The organism is Buttiauxella gaviniae ATCC 51604 (genome assembly GCF_001654835.1).
In the GTDB taxonomy this organism is placed as follows: domain Bacteria; phylum Pseudomonadota; class Gammaproteobacteria; order Enterobacterales; family Enterobacteriaceae; genus Buttiauxella; species Buttiauxella gaviniae.
The window spans coordinates 157,939-176,241 of sequence record NZ_LXEP01000011.1 but is presented as its reverse complement, the minus strand read 5'-3'; the positions used below and the strand labels follow the sequence as shown (position 1 = coordinate 176,241).

The 18,303-nt window shown below is 48.3% G+C and carries 15 protein-coding genes and 1 pseudogene; 8 read left to right on the top strand and 8 right to left on the bottom strand.

From position 1 onward, the window contains the following. Positions 1-94: 94 nt before the first annotated feature. Entirely contained in the window at positions 95-1,204 is a 1,110-nt protein-coding gene (gene wzz(fepE), locus M977_RS06980) for an LPS O-antigen length regulator Wzz(fepE) (RefSeq protein WP_064513483.1), read from the top strand. Between the two features lie 59 nt (positions 1,205-1,263). On the opposite strand, the gene M977_RS06975 is transcribed toward wzz(fepE), so the two are convergent. Further along, complete coding sequence (locus tag M977_RS06975; protein WP_064513482.1) at positions 1,264-1,587, bottom strand: cupin domain-containing protein; 324 nt, start codon at positions 1,585-1,587, stop codon at positions 1,264-1,266. Positions 1,588-1,751: 164 nt separating this feature from the next. Between M977_RS06975 and M977_RS06970 the strand changes: the two genes are divergently transcribed. Both M977_RS06970 and M977_RS06965 read left to right on the top strand, forming a co-directional pair. Then, positions 1,752-2,447, top strand: a complete 696-nt coding sequence (locus M977_RS06970; RefSeq protein WP_064513480.1) for an aspartate/glutamate racemase — start codon at positions 1,752-1,754, stop codon at positions 2,445-2,447. A 206-nt stretch (positions 2,448-2,653) separates the two neighbouring features. Continuing rightward, the gene (locus tag M977_RS06965; RefSeq protein WP_064513478.1) at positions 2,654-3,820 is read left to right on the top strand and encodes an MFS transporter; all 1,167 of its coding nucleotides are present in this window, start codon (positions 2,654-2,656) and stop codon (positions 3,818-3,820) included. 1 nt (position 3,821) lies between these two features. Here M977_RS06965 and M977_RS06960 read toward each other — a convergent pair whose 3' ends face one another. After that, on the bottom strand, positions 3,822-4,745 hold the full coding sequence (locus tag M977_RS06960; protein ID WP_064513476.1) for a LysR family transcriptional regulator: 924 nt from the start codon (positions 4,743-4,745) through the stop codon (positions 3,822-3,824). 112 nt (positions 4,746-4,857) lie between these two features. Between M977_RS06960 and lysA the strand changes: the two genes are divergently transcribed. After that, positions 4,858-6,117 carry a diaminopimelate decarboxylase gene (gene lysA, locus M977_RS06955; protein WP_064513473.1) on the top strand — a complete coding sequence of 420 codons (1,260 nt, stop codon included), beginning with the start codon at positions 4,858-4,860 and terminating at the stop codon, positions 6,115-6,117. Here the strand turns inward: lysA and M977_RS06950 are convergent. From M977_RS06950 to M977_RS06915, 6 genes are all read right to left on the bottom strand, one after another. Continuing rightward, positions 6,090-7,118 carry a LacI family DNA-binding transcriptional regulator gene (locus M977_RS06950; RefSeq protein WP_064513471.1) on the bottom strand — a complete coding sequence of 343 codons (1,029 nt, stop codon included), beginning with the start codon at positions 7,116-7,118 and terminating at the stop codon, positions 6,090-6,092. The genes lysA and M977_RS06950 overlap by 28 nt on opposite strands. Before the next feature lie 964 nt (positions 7,119-8,082). Further along, positions 8,083-10,248 carry a peptidase domain-containing ABC transporter gene (locus M977_RS06940; RefSeq protein ID WP_064513467.1) on the bottom strand — a complete coding sequence of 722 codons (2,166 nt, stop codon included), beginning with the start codon at positions 10,246-10,248 and terminating at the stop codon, positions 8,083-8,085. Then, positions 10,248-11,501, bottom strand: a complete 1,254-nt coding sequence (locus M977_RS06935) for an HlyD family secretion protein (protein ID WP_064513465.1) — start codon at positions 11,499-11,501, stop codon at positions 10,248-10,250. Before M977_RS06935 ends, M977_RS06940 begins: the two co-directional genes overlap by 1 nt. A gap of 2 nt (positions 11,502-11,503) precedes the next feature. After that, on the bottom strand, positions 11,504-12,097 hold the full coding sequence (locus M977_RS06930; RefSeq protein ID WP_064513463.1) for a CPBP family intramembrane glutamic endopeptidase: 594 nt from the start codon (positions 12,095-12,097) through the stop codon (positions 11,504-11,506). A 456-nt stretch (positions 12,098-12,553) separates the two neighbouring features. After that, a complete protein-coding gene (locus M977_RS06920; protein WP_064513459.1) occupies positions 12,554-12,892 on the bottom strand; it encodes a hypothetical protein in 339 nt (112 codons plus the stop codon). Between the two features lie 783 nt (positions 12,893-13,675). Next, complete coding sequence (locus M977_RS06915) at positions 13,676-14,080, bottom strand: type II toxin-antitoxin system VapC family toxin (RefSeq protein WP_064513457.1); 405 nt, start codon at positions 14,078-14,080, stop codon at positions 13,676-13,678. Between the two features lie 54 nt (positions 14,081-14,134). On the opposite strand from M977_RS06915, the pseudogene M977_RS06910 reads away from it, so the two are divergent. The 4 genes and pseudogenes from M977_RS06910 to M977_RS06895 all read left to right on the top strand — a co-directional run. Beyond that, positions 14,135-14,944: pseudogene (locus M977_RS06910) on the top strand (PTS sugar transporter subunit IIC); the annotation flags it as partial. 7 nt (positions 14,945-14,951) lie between these two features. Beyond that, on the top strand, positions 14,952-16,379 hold the full coding sequence (locus M977_RS06905) for a glycoside hydrolase family 1 protein (protein ID WP_064513455.1): 1,428 nt from the start codon (positions 14,952-14,954) through the stop codon (positions 16,377-16,379). A gap of 87 nt (positions 16,380-16,466) precedes the next feature. After that, positions 16,467-17,240, top strand: coding sequence for a GntR family transcriptional regulator (locus tag M977_RS06900; protein WP_064513453.1), 774 nt, complete (start codon positions 16,467-16,469; stop codon positions 17,238-17,240). Then, positions 17,237-17,686 (top strand): GNAT family N-acetyltransferase, encoded by a 450-nt coding sequence (locus tag M977_RS06895; RefSeq protein WP_064513451.1) that lies wholly within the window; start codon positions 17,237-17,239, stop codon positions 17,684-17,686. Before M977_RS06900 ends, M977_RS06895 begins: the two co-directional genes overlap by 4 nt. The last annotated feature ends 617 nt before the right edge of the window (positions 17,687-18,303 follow it).

Sequence of the window (18,303 nt, the reverse complement as noted above, 5' to 3'; positions counted from 1 at the left end):
CCTATTTCTCATTCTTTGGCGTAAGCGCTGCTTAATTTCCTGCTCCTGGAAGTTAGACGGGTATTTTTCTCAATAACTTAAAAACCGGCTAGTTATGTCTTCTATAGAAATGAAAACCAATCAATTAGAGAACGCGTCTCCATACCCACTTATGGCACCTCGCCATGAAGAGATCGATTTACTAGGCCTGATGTCTGCTCTTTACGCGGCAAAAAAACAGATAATTACCATTACGCTACTGTTTGCATTATGTGGACTGGCTGTCAGTTTTCTACTGCCGCAAAAATGGACTAGTGAAGCGATTATCACACCGCCTGAAACAAGCAATCTAATTGGGCTGCGTCGTGCGTTGGTAGATATGACGGTGCTTGGCGTGGATGCGAATATTGATGCGGGTAGTCTCTATAATATGTTTTTGAAGAAATTTGAATCGCAAGAGCTTCGCGAGCAATTTCTGGCAAAATCTCCTTATGTACAGGCATTGGTGAAAAATGCTGAGGTGGATAAGAGTGCGCTATATCGCGCAATATCCAACGTTTCGGAAAAATTCAAAGCAGTAAACAATATAGATCCTAAAAAAACTGACAATGCCCCTTATACTTCCTGGACACTAAGTTTTACCGCACCAGATGCAGAAGATGCTCAACAGGTACTGCAGAAATACGTTGAGTTTGTTGCTGCTGAAGTGAGCAAAGACGTTATCTCCAATGTAAAAAATGCTCTCGAACTCAAAGTGGCATTTGAAAAAAACAAACTGGCGCTTGACCGTACTGCGCTTCAGAACGAGCACAATGTTAACCTGGAGCGTCTGGGATATTCGTTGCAGGTAGCCAATGCTGCGGGCCTGAAAGACCCGGTATATAGCAACGGGCAGGCGGTAAAAGACGACCCTGATTACTCCGTTGCTCTTGGCGCTAAAGGGCTTACAGAAAAGCTAAAGATTGAGCAATCAATTAAAGATGTGGCTCAGTTGAATGCTTCTGTGCAAAACCGCGATCACGTTCTTACTTCCTTAGAAGCCATAAAGCTTGGCGAAATTGATTTCAAACCTTACCAATTCCAGATGCAGCCTTCATTACCACTGAAAAAAGATGGTCCAGGTAAATCCCTGATTATTGTGTTGGCGACACTGGTGGGTTTGATTGTCGCTTCGGGTATGGTGTTAGTTCGTGGTGCATTCACATCTCGTATGCATATTGATTGAGACATCTAAATTAGAATTTGTCATAAGCGGCGCCTTCTCAGGCGCCGTTTTTTTGTACCTTACTTCAGGAAATCTTCACGCATTGGGGTGAAGGTGTCCAGCAGGGTACCCGCCTTCAGGCATACGCAGCCATGCATCACATGCGGTTCTTTATATAGCGTATCACCCGCTGTAACGCGGTGAGTCTCATCACCGATAGTGAATTCAAACTCGCCAGAAAGTACGTAAGTCAACTGCTCATGTGGATGGTTATGCATCGGGCCGATTGCGCCAGCTTCAAAGTTAACCTGCACACCCATCATTTTACCGTCATGCGCTAGAATACGACGGCTCACGCCAGCACCTAAATCTTCCAGTTTGGTATCTTTAATAAAAGTGAACATTCGCGATCCTTTTTTATGTGAAACGTTGTTTCATTTAATTAATCGTATCTTGAAAAGTCCTTTTACGATAGTTCACACCCGCGTTTTGTAAGGCAGATCACGCTTTCCTGCCAGGTAATTTCCCTGATATAACCAAAGTAATAAAAGTTAACAGGTGAAAAGTCATGAAAACAATTGGTTTGCTGGGCGGGATGAGTTGGGAGTCGACCATTCCTTATTATCGGTTAATTAATGAAGGCATTAAGGAAAAATTAGGCGGCCTACATTCAGCGAAAATTGTTCTGCACAGTGTTGATTTTCATGAGATTGAAGCTTGCCAGTCAAAAGGCGAATGGGATCTGGCGGGCGAGATGCTGGCACAAGCAGCGGTGGGGCTACAGAAAGCCGGAGCGGAAGGTATTGTGTTGTGCACCAACACGATGCACAAAGTCGCGCACCATATTGAATCGCGCTGTGGGTTGCCGTTCCTACATATTGCTGATGCAACCGGGCGTGCGATTACTGCGCAAAATGTGCAGCGTGTTGCGTTGCTTGGCACGCGTTACACCATGGAACAAGATTTCTATCGTGGCCGCCTGAGCGCTGAATTTGGTATCGAATCTCTTATTCCTGAAGAGCCTCAACGTTTGCGTATCAACCAGATTATCTTCGAAGAGCTTTGCCTTGGGAAAATTACCGAAGAATCGAAACGCTACTATCAGCAAGTGATTGAAGAGCTACAGGGGCAGGGTGCACAGGGTGTGATTTTTGGCTGTACTGAAATCGGGTTGCTGTTAAACCAACAGGATTGCCCGCTCCCGGTCTTCGATACCGCAGCGATTCACGCCGCCGACGCGGTGAATTTCATGCTGACCGAGTAATATTTTTTTATTCATTATTTCAAATGGTTAAACGGTAAAAAAGAGTATCCTTAGCGTACGCCGGGTCGCCCCGGCGTTTTTTGTGTTATTAATTTGTTAAGCAGCGCACGCTTTTCCAAACAAGCTGCACCTCTGACATCCTCGTAATCCGGCGGTCGAACATAGTTCTCCCGCCTTTTGTTATTTCTGCAACCTGGAGTTATTCCATGCCTATTTCCTTACTCGCGCTGGCGATGAGTGCATTTGCCATCGGCACGACGGAGTTCGTTATTATGGGCCTGTTGCCCGATGTGGCAGGGGATCTGGCGATCTCTATTCCCACAGCCGGCTGGTTGATTAGTGGCTATGCGCTAGGTGTGGCGATTGGCGCACCTATCATGGCGTTGCTCACGGCAAGATTGCCGCGCAAACTCTCACTGGTACTACTGATGGTGATTTTTATTGTCGGTAACATCCTGTGTGCCTTAGCGCTGAATTACCATTTCCTGATGTTAGCTCGCGTTATTACTGCACTTTGCCATGGCGCATTCTTCGGCATTGGCGCGGTGGTAGCCGCAAGTCTGGTTGCTCCCAATCGTAAAGCCTCAGCGGTGGCACTTATGTTTACTGGTCTGACGCTTGCCAATGTGTTGGGCGTACCGATTGGCACCTGGTTTGGGCAATTGTACGGTTGGCGTTCGACGTTTTGGGGAGTGGCAATTATCGGTGTGGTCGCATTTATTGCGCTGATTGTCAGCCTGCCATCGCAGAAAGAGGAAGCGCCGACCGACCTTAAACGTGAAGTCAGCGCGCTGGCCAACGGTAAGCTGTGGCTGTCGCTTGCGATGACGGTGTTTTTCGCCGCAGCTATGTTCACCTTATTTAGCTACATTGCCCCAATGTTGTTACAGGTGACTGGTGTCACTCATCAGGGCGTAAGCTGGACACTGTTCTTGATTGGTGCCGGTTTAACGGTCGGTAATATTCTTGGTGGGCGTCTGGCAGATTGGAAAGTTTCCTTTAGTTTGATACTGAGTTTTAGCCTGATTGCTATCTTCTCTCTGCTTTTTCGCTGGACCAGCCACGGTATGTGGCTTGCGGAAATTACCTTATTCCTTTGGGCAATGGCGGCTTTTGCAACGGTTCCCGCGCTGCAAATCAACGTTGTGCTGCACGGTAAAGATGCACCGAACCTGGTTTCGACACTGAATATTGCGGCCTTTAATGTCGGGAATGCGCTCGGTGCATGGGTTGGTGGTACAGTTATTGCGCACGGTTTTGGTCTGACTGCCGTTCCGGTCGCGGCAGCAGGGCTTGCGGCTATCGGGCTTATCATTTGCCTGATTAACTTTAGCAGCGGAACGGGTCACCATCAGCCAGTGACCGAGCAGTAATTCAGGCATCGAGCAGTTGATTTAGCGGCTCGATGTAAATCTGCATACTGTTTTGCAGATGTTCGCTGAAAGCCGTGACTAGCGCAGAAGCAGGGCGGTGAAGTGGGCGAATCAGGCTCACCGTAAACGGCACCGCCACGCTAAATCGGCGGGCAACCACGCCACTTGAAGCATAATCCAGAGCGGTCAACGGATTGACCACCGATACACCCACTCCCGCCCGCACCATTGCACACACCGATGCCGCACTGTGCGTTTCCATCACCATTCGTCGCTTAACGTCGTGTTCCTGAAAAAGTGAATCCAACAACTGGCGATAACTGTCGGTACGCGACAGGCTAATGTAATTCTCTCCGGCGAAATCTTGCGGCGAGAGCACTTTTTTATCGGCGAGGCGATGCCCTGCGGGTAACACGCACACTTCATTGAGCGTCAGTAACGTCTGGCGCTCCGTTCCGGCAGGCGTTGTGGTGTTTTCGGTTAACCCTAAATCATGGCGCTGGGCTGATAGCCACTCCTCTAACAGCGGTGATTCCTGCGGCACAATATTCAGACTTAATTCCGGGTAGCGTGCCAAAAAAGGTTGAACCAACATCGGTAAGAATGATTGTGAAAACACCGGCAGACAGGCTATGGAGAGCTCGCCCTGGCGGAATTCACGTAGGCTCTCAGCGGCACTCAGAATTCTGTCCAGCCCGTACCAGGATCGCTGTACTTCCTCGAATAATCGTAAACCTTGCACTGTCGGGTGCAAACGCCCGCGGCTACGTTCGAACAATTGCAGACCAATCAACTTCTCAAGTCTTGCCAGTTCGCGGCTAACGGTAGGCTGAGAGGTATGCAGTAACCCTGCGGCTTCGGTGAGGTTACCGGCGGTCATTACCGCGTGGAAAATTTCAATATGACGCAGAGTTATTGAGGGCATGATAGTCTCCTTTATCTATATCAGTTTTGCATAGACTCTGGCGAAAGCGATATTTTTTCTTCACTTCACTCTGTGGCGTAATACAAAAAACGAATTGTTGCCGGAGCCAACCATGCCACGCCCACTGAATAACACCGACACTGCTTTAAATGCGCAAAACCTGCTGGCATTGCCTGCCGAATTTGGCTGTCCAGTCTGGGTTTACGATGCTGAAATTATTCGCCAGCAGATTGCTCAACTGCGTCAGTTTGATGTGATTCGCTTCGCGCAAAAAGCGTGCTCAAATATTCATATTTTGCGTCTGATGCGCGAGCAGGGCGTGAAGGTCGATTCCGTTTCGCAGGGTGAAATTGAGCGTGCGCTGGCTGCAGGTTACAAGCCATTGGAAAATCACGACGACATCGTATTCACCGCCGATATGATTGACCAGCCGACGTTACAACTGGTCGCCGAACAACAGATTCCTGTGAACGCGGGTTCCGTGGATATGCTGCAACAGCTTGGCGAAGTTTCTCCAGGTCATCGCGTCTGGTTGCGTGTCAACCCAGGCTTCGGCCATGGCCACAGCCAGAAAACCAATACCGGTGGCGAAAACAGCAAACACGGTATCTGGCACGCAGATTTACCGCAGGCACTGGAAGTTATTCAGCGCTACAAACTGCATTTGGTCGGTATCCATATGCATATTGGTTCTGGTGTGGATTACGGTCACCTTGAGCGTGTTTGTGGTGCGATGGTACAGCAGGTGATTGATTTTGGTCAGGATCTGGAAGCGATTTCCGCTGGTGGTGGCTTGTCTATTCCGTATCGTGAAGGTGAAGAGACTATCGACACCAATCACTATTACGGACTGTGGAATGCTGCACGTGAAAAAATTGCTCAGCGTCTGGGGCATCCGGTGAAACTTGAAATTGAACCTGGCCGTTTCCTGGTAGCAGAGTCAGGTGTGCTGGTGGCTCAGGTGCGGTCGGTTAAAAACATGGGCTCACGCCACTTTGTGCTGATTGATGCCGGGTTTAACGATCTCATGCGCCCGTCGATGTACGGCAGCTACCACCATATTTCTGCTTTAGCGGGTGATGGACGTGAGCTGAATCAGCTCCCGTTAGTCGAAACTGTCGTCGCCGGGCCATTATGTGAATCGGGGGATGTATTTACCCAGCAGGAAGGCGGCAAAGTGGAAACGCGTGCACTGCCGCCAGTGCAGGTGGGGGATTATCTGGTACTGCACGATACCGGGGCGTATGGCGCATCGATGTCATCCAATTACAACAGCCGCCCATTGTTGCCTGAAGTGTTATTTGATAATGGCGCGGCGCGATTGATTCGCCGCCGCCAGACTATTCAGGAATTGCTGGCACTGGAAATGTAATACGGGCCCGGGCCGACTGAATCACGTAATACCAGCTTGCCAACAAACGGTGGGATTGCTTCAAGCAACTCGCCGTTAGCTAGTTTTATGACTTGATCGATAGCCGTGGTTATCATGCTATCGATAGGTAAATAGACACTGGATAGTGCAGGTTCCAGCCACTGAGCGCTCGGTGCATCATCGAAACCAAACAACGAAATATCCTGTGGAATGCGAACGCCTGCCTGATGCAAAGCTTTCGAAGCACCCAATGCCATATCATCGTTGCAGGCAAACAGTGCGGTAAATGGTACGCGACTTTCAAGCAATTCCTGACACAGTTTATGGCCGAGTTCCATGCTTGAATCACCATATTTGACCCGCTCTTCACTAAAGGCAATACCATGCTTTTGTAGCGCTTTTCGATAACCCATCAGGCGCGCCTGGCCAGTTGGTGTGGAAATTGGCACCGTAATGCATGCAATGTCGCGATGGCCTTGCTGAACGAGATATTCGGTCGCCTGAAATGCAGCATCTTGTTGCTCAAAGAACACGCAGCGATCGCGAGCCTGGCTTACATCACGGTTAATTACGACCAGTGGCACTTTGATGCTATTGATGAGTGAAAGTAATGTACGTTCATTCATAAACCGGGTGTACAGCACAATAGCGTCGCAATGCCTGTCCACCAGCATTTGAACGGCTTCCTGCTCCTTTTGTGGCGTGTCGTGCCCATCAGTGACAATCAGCTGTTTACCCCAGGCTTCAGTCTGGCGTGAGGCTTGCTGGAGCAGGCGTCCAAAGTAGAAGCCATCAAAAGTAGACACCACCAGACCCACGCTATTACTGCTGCGATTGGCAAGGGATCGCGCCAAAAAGTTAGGCCGATAGCCCAATTCTTCCATGGCGTTAAACACCTGTTCACGGGTGCTCTCTTTGACTTGCCCAATCCCGTTGAGCACGCGTGATACCGTTGCTTTAGAAACGCCAGCGCGTAGCGCGACATCCAGCATTGTTACCATCAATTCATTCCTGATTAAGACGCTAGCTGCGTGGTCGCATGATTTCGCTAGTTTAACATGCTGTGCTTATGAAACATCGTGCTTGCGGCTTCGCTATGTCATTTGTCGTACCCGATCACGCTTTTGAATGATTCAGAATGTTTATATTAATTTGGTATACCAAATTAGTTAAATTGGTTGGCATTAGAATTCCAATATAACAATGTGGGACATTTATCACGGAAATGTTAATGATTTGGTTCTATTTTTGGTATACCAAAAAGCTCGTTAAACATCACCCTATACCAAAAATAATTCGAGTTGCAGGACAAAAGGCTTTAGCCTTTTGAACAGTGCTAGCGCTGGCCCCGAAGGGGCGAGGCCATAGGCCGAGTAACGCGTCAAACGAGTGAATCCCCAAGAGCTTACTAAAGTAAGTGACAGGGGTGAACGAGAGCAGCCAACGCTCATGTAACTTGAAGTATGACGGGTATACATAATAAAAAACGACAACACAGAGGTATACCCTATGGCTTTGCAGGAAAAGTTAATCGACTCTCTGGGAAGTTTTGCCACTAAATTCAATAGCTACCGCTATATTATGGCGATCAAATCTTCCTTTATTACCCTGATGCCAGTGATCATCGTCGGGGCATATGAGGAAGTTAATTTTTTTAGGTATTGTCAGGAGCTTGTGTGTTTTTTTTAATCAACGCCTACGAAGGGGGATCAGCTTAATACCAGCGGCGCGGAAGCTCGGAACGAGAATGTAGTGACGAAGGTGAATTTATTTGCATTTAAATCATATGTTTAAATCTAAATCCAACTAAAGAAACTCGATTTAATGAAGTTTTTGGATCCCACTTCCTCAACAATGAGGAAGCGGTGGAAGCCTAGACGGGAATAGATATGAGAGTGTTATCGTTCTGGCCACCCTGACCGAATGGCGGAGCCCGCTGTCGTGTTAACCTTTAGCCGGAGGTATCTATATCAGTTTTTTTCCGGCTCCTGCTGTCTGATGAATGATTATTCCCCTGTCCATATACAAAACACGATCGGCCGAGGCCAGCGTCTCTTGGCGGTGGGCTATCAGCAGAACGGCAATGCCCGAAGCCCGAAGCGTGTGGCCGATGATAATTTCGCTCTCCACATCCAGGTGACTGGTCGCCTCATCGAGCAGTAAAAACCCCGGTTGCTTGTACAACGCCCGGGCCAGCAAGATCCGTTGTTTCTGCCCCCCGGAAAGCATGCCTCCCGTTTCACCGATCAGGGTCTGATATCCCATCGGCATAGCCATGATTTCTGCTTCAATCAACGCCATCTTCGCGCACCAGACCATTCGCTCCTGATTCCGATCGTCGTTAAAGAAAATAATATTGTCAGCAATCGATCCCCGGAAGAGCTGATCTTCCTGCAGGACTGTACCAATTCGCTGGCGAATTTGAAAATAATGAGGGTGGGTATGCGGTACCCCGAAAGTGTGAATTTCTCCAGTTTCAGGGCTGTGAATCCCCAGAATCAGCTTAACCAGCGTGGATTTCCCGCAGCCTGATTTCCCTGTGATGGCTACCACTTCCCCGGGGTTCACCGTCAGCGATATGTCGTTGATGACATGCTCACCTGCTCCTTGATGACGAAACGAAATAGCTGTCAGTGTCAGCGGGGCGCCTGTCTCTACCGGCAGAACTTCCCGGATAACGGGGGAATAGTCCCGGTGGATTTCATCCACCGGAAGGGGTTGGTGAAGCTGTTCTTCTGTCTGGCTCAGCACAATATCCGCCAGGCGAGTATTGTAGATCTCCAGCATACGCCAGGAAAAATACTTGTCCGTCAGGCTGCTGATACTTCCTGAGAACCGTCCCTGATAGGCCAAGTAAGCGACCAGCATTCCCACGGTAAAAGTCCCATCCAGCACCTCACCTGCACCTTTCCAGAGAATGACGGCAGTTACCACGCTGCTTGTCAGAGTGTGCGCGATGTCATACCACATCATCAGCCGGCTCTGACGTAGTTGGGTATTTCTCCTAATGACATTGAGGTTGAGCCAGGCCGCCTCCCTGTACGGCATGACTCCGTTGATCCTGAGGCTCAGGATCCCCCCTAGGGTTTCGAGAAAATGTCCGGATTCACGTGCTTCGGCATCCCATGCATCTTCTGCTGACTGCTTCAGTGACGGGTACCAGAGTGCCCTCAGGAGCGCGTAGATAATCGCGGTCAGAACCGCAATCAGCGTCATACCCGGGCTGTACAGCAGCATCATCGTCAGCGAAGTGACAACCAGCAATACATCCAGAATCCCCTCCAGCACCTGGTTAGTCAGCGCGTGTTGGATACTGTCCACCGCACTGAAACGGGCGCTGATACTCCCCCGGCTGCGTGCGTCAAACCAGGTCAGGGGAAGTCGCACCAGGTGATGAAAAACCCGGGCCGTCCACTGCATATTGAAGTTGACCGACAAGGTTATGGTCGCCCACTGCCTAGCTAGGGAGAGCAGCATTTGCGTCAGGCTCAGCAGCAGCAGAGCAGCGATAACGAGCGTCAGGAGGTTTCTGTCGGCGGCAACCAGCACCTCATCAATCACCAACTGGTTGAGCAACGGTGTGCCCAGCGCCAGAATTTCCAACGCCAAGCCGAAAATAAGGATACGCACCATCGCTGGTACCAGCCCGGAGGTTTTACCGGTCAACCGGCGCAGTTGTATTTTTTTTCGTTCATCCCGGGGTGTGAATTCCGCGCTGGGGGTCAGCTCCAGTGCCACGCCGGTAAAATGTTTCCCGGCTTCCTGCTGGGAAATGTTGACCTTTCCCCGGTCCGGATCGTGCACGGTGAGCTGGTTGCCGCGAATTTTATGGAGCACGACAAAATGATTCATGTTCCAGTGAAGAATGCACGGAAGGGCAAGCGCCTTAAGATCTTCCAGTTCGAGTCTGACGGCCCGGGAAGACATGCGTATAACTGAGGCACACTGCATCAGCTTCTGCAGGGTCATTCCCTGTGTACTGACCGTAAAGCGTTCCCGCAGGGTCGGTAAATCGGTGTTGAGCCCATGCCAGCAGGCTATCATCGCTAGACAGGCTAACCCGCATTCTGCAGACTCCGCCTGACGTATCACGGGCAGGCGCTTCCTGCCGCTCCAGTTCAGTGATTCCATCACAGTTTTCCTTTCACACTCCAGAGTGGCTCCGTTAGCCACTCCCACAGATAGCGGGTATCAAGACTGACGTCCCCTTCCAAAGTCATGCCCGGGCGTAGCGGCTCCTGTCTGCCGTAGGCCTTAATAAATGTTTTCTCCGGCTCTACAATCACCCTGTAATGCCCCTCATTGTCTTTCCAGCTCACCGGAGAGACTGAGTGTAGGTCTGATGAGGTGAGTGTGGTGCGGCTGATTTCTCGGATAGCGCCGTACTGCACACCAAATTTCTGGTAAGGAAATGCACTGAAACGAAGCGCCACCCGCTGCCCGGGCTGGATAAAACCCGCATTCTGACTGGTCGCGTAGAGCTCGATCTGCAGGCGGGCATTATCCGGCACCAGGGTCATGACCGGCTCAGTGGCCCGAACGGGCTGCCCCTCTTTAACAAGAATGGCCGCAACGGTTCCGGAGACCGGGGCCGTCAGCATAAATTTCTCCTGACCGGCCAGCTCAAGCTGTTGCTGCCTGATCCTCTGGAGCTGCTGGTCGAGCTCCTTCCTGCGACTTTCCCCAAGGGAGATAAGATGCTCCAGTTCACCTTCTGCTGTTTCTTTAGCTGTCCGGAGTTGCAACAGGACCAGACGCTGTTCCTCCACATTTTCGCTGGCGGCGGAAACCGCCATTTGTCGCTGTTGATATTCGATCTCTGAGACGTAATGGTGGGAGACGAGGTTGCGATAACGGCTCATCACCGAAGCGGAAAGGCGTGCCTGATGCTCTGCCTGCGCTAGGCGCTGCCCGGCACTCTGAAGCTGTGGTTCCAGAGAGGCTATCCGCTGTTGGAGCCCCTGCTGCTGCTGGCTGTTGTCGCGAGCCTCGAGGCGTTGCTGGGATTCGAGCATCTGGTACTGCGTATTCAGCGATAGGCGCATGGCAGCCAGCGTTCCGGCCCCCTGTCCGTCATAATGTTCGCCGCTGATGTGGTAGAGCGGACTGCCAGCGGCAACATGCTGCCCCTCAGCGATTTTTAGCGTGGTGACATACCCGGAGTACTGAGGTATGACCTTTATTAACCCCGAGGATGGCATAACAATACCGGACAGATGGGCTTTGCGGGTGTAGTGACTGCTGCAGAGGAAAATAAAAACCAGCACCAGTAAACCGAGCGTCAAAAGGGCACTTAATGTGAATCCGGCAGATGTGGGAATAATAATTTCACCCAATGTAGTGTCATTCTGGTGCTCAACAGCTTCCTTTCTGAATGAGGTCATTTTTATTTAAGGAGAGTGTTAAGGACAAGAACGAAAGTGTTCATTAACGAATGCAATAGTATAGAAGGTAATAAACTTCCAGATTTAACCCTAGCAAAGGAAAGTATTAAAGATATGAAAAATAACACAACATAATCAAGAATGCCCGAATACTGCGCATGCATCCCACTAAAAATAACAGATGATAAAACTATCGGCAATACAAGACCATCTTTAAAAAAATGATGAAAGACATCAATCAAACAACCTCTGTAAATACACTCTTCGTAAAAAGGAACGAAACATATAACGACCAAAAAAGGAAGTATGTAATCTGTGGAAAATTGCAATGATTTAATGCTCCCATCCAGAACCATGCAAACAGCAGTTTGAATTAAAATAATTAAAAGCAAGCATTTGAAAAAAATCTTATTATCACCAAGCTTCCACTCCCCTTTATAAATAAAGAAAGAGATCACAATCCCAAGAATCAACTCAAGTATGTACATTAGATATAATGAATTTTCAAATCCAATCCACTTTATTGTCAGTAGAGGTGTCGCGGTAATACCAATTGAAAAAATAACTGATAAAAAACAGACAACCATTTTTATCATGGAGTTCACATTACATCCTTGAGTTTTTTCACCTATACATCCTCTGACATGTGTTATATTATTTACATCGGAGATGCCTGCAACCTAAAATTAGTTTTTCCCCTTTAAATTGCCCTTATACATTGTCAGTGCAATATAAATTCTGATGCCCCATCGGGTTATGGCTATAAGTACAATTATCATGATAGTAAACTTGGAGAACAGCTCGCTCCGCGATGACGTTTCCATATCAAGAACATTCGCGAAATTTAGAAGCGTAAAACCAATGATAAACAGGAGTAAATAAATCAAAAAATAAATTACTTTTTTCATAAATAAAGCCATTTGTATTTAAAAAAATCTTGATTTAAAATTAGAGGATAAAACCCCACCATGACAACATCATCTCATTAGTTAATGTTTTAACTTTATTAAAGAAAGATAATTTAAGTGGGGCTTTAGAAAACTAATTAATTCTCACCATCGACATTGACCAGCAAAATTATTCGCTCTGTCTTTACTACCACAGTCTGATTTATTACTAAAGCTATCTTTTGTGCACTGACCAGCGATCATCCCACCAACAATCCCTGCAGCCATACCAAGAGGTCCCCCAACAGAACCGGCAACAAGCCCCCCAATTATTCCTGAACCGCAAGAGTCCACATCATCATAAATGCTTCGTCCACCTGAATTACCTGCCCCTGAGTTTTTGGTATTAGCCGTTCGCGTACTCCCACGCTCAAAGTTGCTGTTTGCATTGCCGCCGCTGACCATGGCAATTTCTTCAAAATTTAGTTCTTTGATCTCAGACATAAAATCCCTCTATGTGTGTATGTTTTCCGTTTTGCACAAAGTGCTATTTGGTCATTCCATATACAAAGTATCATGAAAAATAATTTAATGTAAATAATTTAAAAATAGAAATTAACAACAATCATTTGAAGTTATAGTTTTTTATAAATCATGAATGTAATTTTTAAAATGGAGTGTGTTGATAATTACATGGCACCTCAGTTCTGAGAGTGATCTGGCTATATACCATAGCTATGGGGGTATATATTCATAATATTCATAATATTCATAATGTTCATAATGTTCATAATATTCATAATATTCAGAAAGTTTAATCGCTCTCTATAACTTTAGTCGGAATAACAGGGAGTAGGTAATTGGGAAGATAGGGGTTTAGTAAGGAATATTTACCGGAAATATTTAGAATGTTATCATCAATTCAAGGAGGACTAGAGGTGCTTCTGCGCGGTTATCTGCCCCGCATATATCACCTACAGCTATATCTTCCGGTAGTAAGGTGCAGCTCTGGTAAGGCGATTTTTGAAAATCCCCACCGGCCTCATACATTCAAGGGGCAACATAATGAAGGGGCTACGCGGCAGAAAAACTGCCATAAATTTACTCTCACTTTCTCCAACGGCACGCCTTATACAGTATTCATCCTTAGTGATTTGTCCTAAAGGACGCTCTGTTGCGGATATCTCTGCGCCTATTATGTGTTATGCCAGCGTGTTTTTTCGGATCCTGAAACTGTGTACATTAATTTTTCATGATGAATAACGAAAAAACCGGGCCCGCCTATTATCAATAAAATCGCATTCCCTCTGTCCCATTCCACCCAGCCCCCCATTTAGGTACCCACGCAAACGCCCTTACATTATTCTTCACCAGCACTGCGCCAGCAGCATTGGCCGTGTCGTTCGGGTCGATTAGTGTTACGGGCGCGGTCAGTGAGGTCTTAACTTCCGTGGTCGCATCTACCTCGGCCTTATCCCAGGTCAGAATGGCGTCCAGCCTGGCGTAGAACGCGTCGACAAGCTTTCCGCGGCGGGGTGAGGACTTTTTCCCGATCACGCCGAAACGCATCTCGGCATAGGTAATGGCCGAGGCCACTATGCGGTGGTTAGGCAGCAGCGTCAGCTCCAGACGTTTGAGCACGGCTTCTGGCTGCTTGCGCATGATGAACGAGCAGATGTTGGTGTCGAGCATATAGGTCTGGTTACGGGTCTGTTTGATAGCTCAAATTGTCCTTCTCACTGACAACCTCCCCGCGTTCCACCAAACGTTTCGGCCTCTTTCTCCGCGTTGATCCCGTCGATCATTACCGTTACCGCTATAGCGACCTTTGGTTTTATCTTCCATCAAACTACCGGTATGTACTTGTATGACGCGGTCTATCAGGTGGTACAACAACCGCTGGAAAAAGTGGCGCAAAGCTTGCCGGGAATTCTGCTGTTGATGTTTGTGGCGCAGCTTTTCTGGGTTATCGGAATTCACGGCAACCAGATGATTAAGCCTATCCACGAGCCGCTACTGCTGGGGGCGATCACCGTCAACATGAGTGCGTTTGAGCAGGGTAAAGAGATTCCTAATATCATCACCATGCCGTTCTGGGATGTGTATATGAGCATTGGTGGTTCTGGCTTAACCATCGGCCTGCTGATTGCGGTGATGATTGCGACAAAAAGAAAAGAAATGAAAGAGATAGCCAAACTCTCTTTTGGCCCTGGTATCTTCAATATTAACGAGCCAGTGATTTTTGGTATGCCGATTATGCTTAATCCTATTTTGGCCATTCCCTTCATCATTACGCCACTGGTTACCGGCACTATCGGTTACTTCGCAACCGCCATGGGCTTTGCCGGTAAAGCCGTTGTGATGGTGCCGTGGACCACGCCGCCGCTGATCAACGCCTGGCTTTCGACCGCGGGTTCTATGGGCGCGGTGGTCACGCAATTGGGCTGCATTCTGGTTTCCATTCTGATTTACCTGCCATTTGTGAAAATTGCTTCTCGCCGTGCCGAACAGGCGCAACTGCTGGCCGAACAGCAACAAATTGCCAATAACGCGTGAGGAAGGTATGAGCAACGTAAAAATCACCATCCCAGAAGATTTCATCCTTGGCGCTGCGGCGTCGGCCTGGCAAACCGAAGGCTGGAGCGGCAAGAAAGAGGGGCAGGATTCGTGGCTGGATGCCTGGTATAAAAACGGCAGGCATGTCTGGCATGAAGGCTATGGTCCGGCGGTCGCGACGGATTTTATTAATCGTTATCGCGAAGATGTGGCGTTGATGAAACAGGCGGGGTTGACGCATTACCGCACCTCCATCAACTGGTCACGCTTTTTCACTGATTATGAAAATGGCGTTGTTGATGAAGAGTATGCGCAGTACTACGACAATCTGATCGACGAAATGCGCCGCACCGGCATTGAGCCGATGATCTGTCTCGAACACTACGAACTGCCTGCCACATTGTTTGAAACTTACGGTGGGTGGGCATCGAAGAAAGTCGTCGATTTGTATGTGTTATACGCGGAGAAAGTTTTTGCCCGTTATGCCCACAAGGTGAAGCGCTGGTTCACCTTTAATGAGCCGATTGTGGTGCAAACTCGTGTTTATCTTGATGCATTGCGCTGGCCATATGAGCAGAACACTCATAAATGGATGCAGTGGAATCACCATAAAAACCTCGCCACAGCAAAAGTTGTGAAATTGTTCCGCGAGAAAGGATATAGCGGCACCGTGGGATGCATTCTTAATCCGGAAGTCACTTACGCACGTTCCAGTGCCACCCATGATCAGCAAGCCGCGCAAATTTACGATCTGTTCTACAACCGCGTATTCCTCGACCCTCTGGTGAATGGTGAATATCCGCAGCAGTTGATTGAGCTGCTTGAAAAACACAATGTGCAATGGGATTACACAGAACAAGAACTCGCGATCATCCGCGAAAATACCGTTGATGAATTGGGGATTAACTTGTACTACCCACATCGGGTAAAAGCACCATCGCGCGCCTGGAACCCGGAGACGCCATTCCATCCGGCTTGTTATTATGAGCCGTTTGAGTTGCCGGGGCGGCGGATGAATAAATCGCGTGGCTGGGAAATTTACCCACGCATTGTTTATGACATGGCGATGCGCATTAAAACCGAATATCACAATATTCCGTGGTTTGTCGCAGAAAGCGGAATGGGTACAGAAAATGAAGCGCAGTTCCGCAACGCCGACGGTGTGATTGAAGATGATTATCGGATTGCGTTTATCAGTGAACACTTGTACCAGACGCTGCGCGCCCGTGAAGATGGGGCAAATTGCCAGGGTTATATGCTGTGGGCATTCACAGATAATGTTTCGCCAATGAATGCATTCAAAAACCGTTACGGTTTGATTGAAATTAATCTGCAAAACAACCGTGAGCGGCGCGCAAAAAAATCAGCTCATTGGTATCGGTCAGTCAGCGAGTCTCGAACGTTACAGCTCAACCTTGATGATGAATGGAAATAATATTTCAGATGAATAGTTTGATAAGCTAATGGGTATAAATCAGCGCCAAAACGATGGCGCTGAGAATCAACATGTACGGGTGATATTGTGGACAAGGTAGTACTTTCGCCAGAAAAAAAACAATACCAGGAAATTGGTGAGGATCTGCGCGAGCAAATCATGCAGGGGATGTATCCGGTCGGTTCGCGTTTGCCGCCCGAGCGTAATATTGCGGAAACGTATGGCGTAAGCCGCACGATTGTTCGTGAAGCGCTGCTGATGCTGGAACTGCAAGGCACGGTGGATATCCGCCAGGGGTCTGGTGTGTATGTCACGCGTATTCCGGCGGAACACGAAGCGGAAGAAGAGGCCTTTTTCAGCAGCGATATTGGCCCGTTTGAAATGCTCCAGGCGCGCCAGCTGCTGGAAAGTAACATTGCGGCCTTTGCCGCAAAAATGGCCACCAAGGCCGATATCGACAACCTCAAGCGTATCCTTGAACAAGAGCAGCGCGCCATTGCGATAAACGATCTGAGCCAGGATAACTGCAAAATGTTCCACCTGGTTCTTGCTGGAGCCTCGCAAAACCAGATGCTGCTGGCGACGGTGGAAAGTATCTGGCGTCATTTAGACAGCAGCCCGCTGTGGCAGCAGTTGCGGGCGCACATTGATACGCGCAGCTATCGCCTGAAATGGCTCGGTGACCTGCAGACCATTTTGGCCGCGCTGCGCCGCCGCGATGTGATGGGATCGTGGCAGGCGATGTGGCAGCATTTAGAAAACGTCAAAAACAGCCTGCTCGAACAATCCGATTCCGATGCGCCGGATTTTGATGGCTATCTGTTTGAATCGGTTCCTATTTTCCAGGGAAAGTTGATGTGATAATTCTGCCGCTTTACGCCGCACCGCACTATGCACAGCAGGTCACCGACTGGATATGGCAGGCATTTGGTTCGCCGGATAGCCGCGACTTTTTCGCTTCAATTGTGGCAACCAGCCAGCGGGAAGGGGAACTGCCGCTGACGTTTGTAGCCGTTGAAGGCGAAAAGCTGGTGGGAACGATCGGATTGTGGCGCTGCGATTTAATCAGCCGCCAGGATTTGTATCCGTGGCTGGCAGCGCTGTATATAGACGAAAACCAGCGTGGACGCGGGCTTGGGGCAACGCTGCAACAGCACGTTATTGATCATGCCCGCACGCTGGGATATCCGAAGCTTTATCTCTATTCCGCCTGTAAAGATTATTACGAGCGTTTTGGCTGGCAATATATTGGCGATGGGTTGGATTACCCTGATAAAGCTGTGCACTTGTATCAAATTACGCTTTAGTAAATTAAGGAGTTGTCATAATTTTTTCACACAGTTCTGGCTTAGTGACGAAATACAATCCCGGAACATCACCTTCCTGGTGGCATAACGTGTAATCAAGCACGATTAATCCCAGAGGGATGATCCAGGGTATGCCCACGAAAAAAAAGAAACATGCAAAGCTAAATATTCCCCAGACAGTACCTGGTAATGTCCCTTTTTTTAGTCGTTCAGCATCTTTTTGTAGAATTGTGCGGAATGCGAAAAAGAAAGCATAAATATAAGTAGGCGTCGCTCCAATAGCGGTGATGATTCCTCCATCATAAATAATAGTGTTACTCAGTGTGATTAATGAGTAAAGGCGATATTTCTCAATGAAAAATAGTGGAGTATATCAGGGGCAAGGATGCAGCCATTATAACTACCCCAGCCAATTTAAAACCTACTCAATATAATTTAGTATATGGCTTCATTTCTTTTCTATCATCATACAAAGTCGCGGATCACTAACATAGTATACTCTGAGTTTATCCTCATAGCATGAGGTATAATGTAACATCAGCAAAACAATAGGGATGAGATAAGATGCAACTAGCCCTAAAGCAAAAGAGAGTACGCTAAATAGCCCCCACGCCTCT

Excerpts from the sequence above, each read along its gene's own strand:
- M977_RS06930 (WP_064513463.1), bottom strand. The coding sequence starts at position 12,097 with ATGATAAAAATGGTTGTCTGTTTTTTATCAGTTATTTTTTCAATTGGT.
- M977_RS06905 (WP_064513455.1), top strand. The coding sequence starts at position 14,952 with ATGAGCAACGTAAAAATCACCATCCCAGAAGATTTCATCCTTGGCGCT.
- M977_RS06970 (WP_064513480.1), top strand. The coding sequence starts at position 1,752 with ATGAAAACAATTGGTTTGCTGGGCGGGATGAGTTGGGAGTCGACCATT.
- M977_RS06950 (WP_064513471.1), bottom strand. The coding sequence starts at position 7,118 with ATGGTAACAATGCTGGATGTCGCGCTACGCGCTGGCGTTTCTAAAGCA.
- M977_RS06935 (WP_064513465.1), bottom strand. The coding sequence starts at position 11,501 with ATGACCTCATTCAGAAAGGAAGCTGTTGAGCACCAGAATGACACTACA.
- M977_RS06975 (WP_064513482.1), bottom strand. The coding sequence starts at position 1,587 with ATGTTCACTTTTATTAAAGATACCAAACTGGAAGATTTAGGTGCTGGC.
- M977_RS06920 (WP_064513459.1), bottom strand. The coding sequence starts at position 12,892 with ATGTCTGAGATCAAAGAACTAAATTTTGAAGAAATTGCCATGGTCAGC.
- M977_RS06940 (WP_064513467.1), bottom strand. The coding sequence starts at position 10,248 with ATGGAATCACTGAACTGGAGCGGCAGGAAGCGCCTGCCCGTGATACGT.
- M977_RS06965 (WP_064513478.1), top strand. The coding sequence starts at position 2,654 with ATGCCTATTTCCTTACTCGCGCTGGCGATGAGTGCATTTGCCATCGGC.
- lysA (WP_064513473.1), top strand. The coding sequence starts at position 4,858 with ATGCCACGCCCACTGAATAACACCGACACTGCTTTAAATGCGCAAAAC.
- M977_RS06960 (WP_064513476.1), bottom strand. The coding sequence starts at position 4,745 with ATGCCCTCAATAACTCTGCGTCATATTGAAATTTTCCACGCGGTAATG.
- M977_RS06915 (WP_064513457.1), bottom strand. The coding sequence starts at position 14,080 with ATGCTCGACACCAACATCTGCTCGTTCATCATGCGCAAGCAGCCAGAA.